2 protein-coding genes are annotated in these 1590 nt (G+C 45.2%); both read left to right on the plus strand.

Annotated features, from left to right (window positions below; all coding sequences use genetic code 11):
- Window positions 1–334 precede the first annotated feature (334 nt).
- Window positions 335–1123 (plus strand): ABC transporter permease subunit, encoded by a 789-nt coding sequence (locus tag QUA99_RS32755; RefSeq protein ID WP_333245789.1) that lies wholly within the window; start codon window positions 335–337, stop codon window positions 1121–1123.
- On the plus strand, window positions 1120–1536 hold the full coding sequence (locus QUA99_RS32760; RefSeq protein ID WP_333245792.1) for a glycine betaine ABC transporter substrate-binding protein: 417 nt from the start codon (window positions 1120–1122) through the stop codon (window positions 1534–1536). The genes QUA99_RS32755 and QUA99_RS32760 overlap by 4 nt, the downstream gene beginning before the upstream one ends.
- Window positions 1537–1590: the final 54 nt, after the last annotated feature.

Here is a 1590-nt window from a genome sequence, read left to right on the forward strand (position 1 = left end):
TAATTTACAACTCTAAACGCCTACTTTCTTTGAATTCAGTTTAATTCTCTTGATCCTTTCCTTCAGGGCACTACCCTCTTGTAAGTTAACTCCTCCTCTTTTTGCCATTTGTATCAGAAGGCTCTCTATTGTGTTAAATTCCTTAAATCTATGCACTTATCTCATTGCCAAGAGCCAATCCGGGCTGGATGTTATATTAAACCCCTTTGAGCTTTATACTATACCTCTGGATAATTGGATTAACGCTGCAGTTAATTTTCTCGTTGACAACTTTCGTCCGATATTCCAAGCGATTCGCATCCCGATAAAATTCGCGCTTGACTCTATAGAGGCGATGTTCCAATCCATTCCTCCCCTAATTTTCCTGATGATTATTGGGTTGATGGCATGGCAAGTGGCAGGGAGAAAAATTGCGATTTATAGCGTCGCTGCCTTGACTTTAATTGGTTTTGTTGGGGCATGGAAGGAGGCAATGGTGACACTTTCCTTGGTGGTGACTGCGGTAGCATTTTGCGTGGCGATCGGCATTCCCATCGGTATTGCCTGTGCCAGGAGCGATCGCCTAGTGGGATTTGTCCGACCCCTCCTCGATGTTATGCAAACCATCCCCATCTTCGTCTATCTGGTTCCTGTTGTCATGCTATTTGGCATCGGTAAAGTTCCTGGGGTGATGGCAACCATCGTCTTTGCACTTCCGCCTCTGATTCGCCTCACCAACCTTGGTATCCGGCAAGTCTCTGAAGAGGTGGTGGAAGCGGCGATCGCTTTTGGGTCAACTCCTTGGCAAGTCCTGTGGCAGGCCCAAATTCCCCTAGCTATGCCGACGATTCTCACGGGGTTGAACCAAACTATTCTGTTTGCATTGGGAATGTCGGTAGTTACCTCAATGATTGCTGTGCCTGGACTGGGATTGATGGTGTTGCAGGGCGTTGGTCGTCTGGATGTGGGACTGGCTGCTGTTGGAGGGTTGTGCATTGTCTTGCTGGCGATTATGCTCGATCGGATTACTCAGGCTTTCGGGAAAGTCAACAGCAGGGGTTCTTGGCTGCAACGAGGGCCGATTGGTTTCCTCGTTTCCAGATTATTGAGATTTAAAAAGAGCGATCGAGCTCAACAAACATGATAAAATACCACATAAAAAAACAGACCTTTGCCATAGCAGTAGCGTTGCTTGTAGGTTTAACTGCTTGTCAATCAACTCCCAAAAGCACTACAAAATCTCCAGGCAACAGTCAATCGACAGAAGTAGGTTTACCTGGTAAAGGGGTGAAAGTACGCCCTGCTGCTAGTAGTATCGTAGCGTCACAATTTGCTGTAGAAATCATTCGCATTGGGTTAGAAAAGCTTGGTTATGAAGTCGAAGAACTAAATGTATTGAATACAACTACTATATTTCTTGCTCTCGGTAATGACGAAATAGATGTTGCTACCACTTCAGAAAGGTTCCACGCCAACTTTTTTGAAAAAGCTGGTGGTGAAAAAAAACTGGAGCGTGTTGGGATGTTTGTTTCCGGCGGGAGCATCCCGGTTTTGTAAATATCCCCAAATCAGCGTAAAATAGTTAAAATCAATAGAAGCGTCAAAAAAAGT

The sequence above is a fragment of the Microcoleus sp. F10-B2 genome, assembly GCF_036704965.1.
GTDB lineage: Bacteria > Cyanobacteriota > Cyanobacteriia > Cyanobacteriales > Microcoleaceae > Microcoleus.

Coding starts and splice junctions, on each gene's coding strand:
- QUA99_RS32755 (WP_333245789.1), top strand. CDS start 335: ATGTTCCAATCCATTCCTCCCCTAATTTTCCTGATGATTATTGGGTTG.
- QUA99_RS32760 (WP_333245792.1), top strand. CDS start 1,120: ATGATAAAATACCACATAAAAAAACAGACCTTTGCCATAGCAGTAGCG.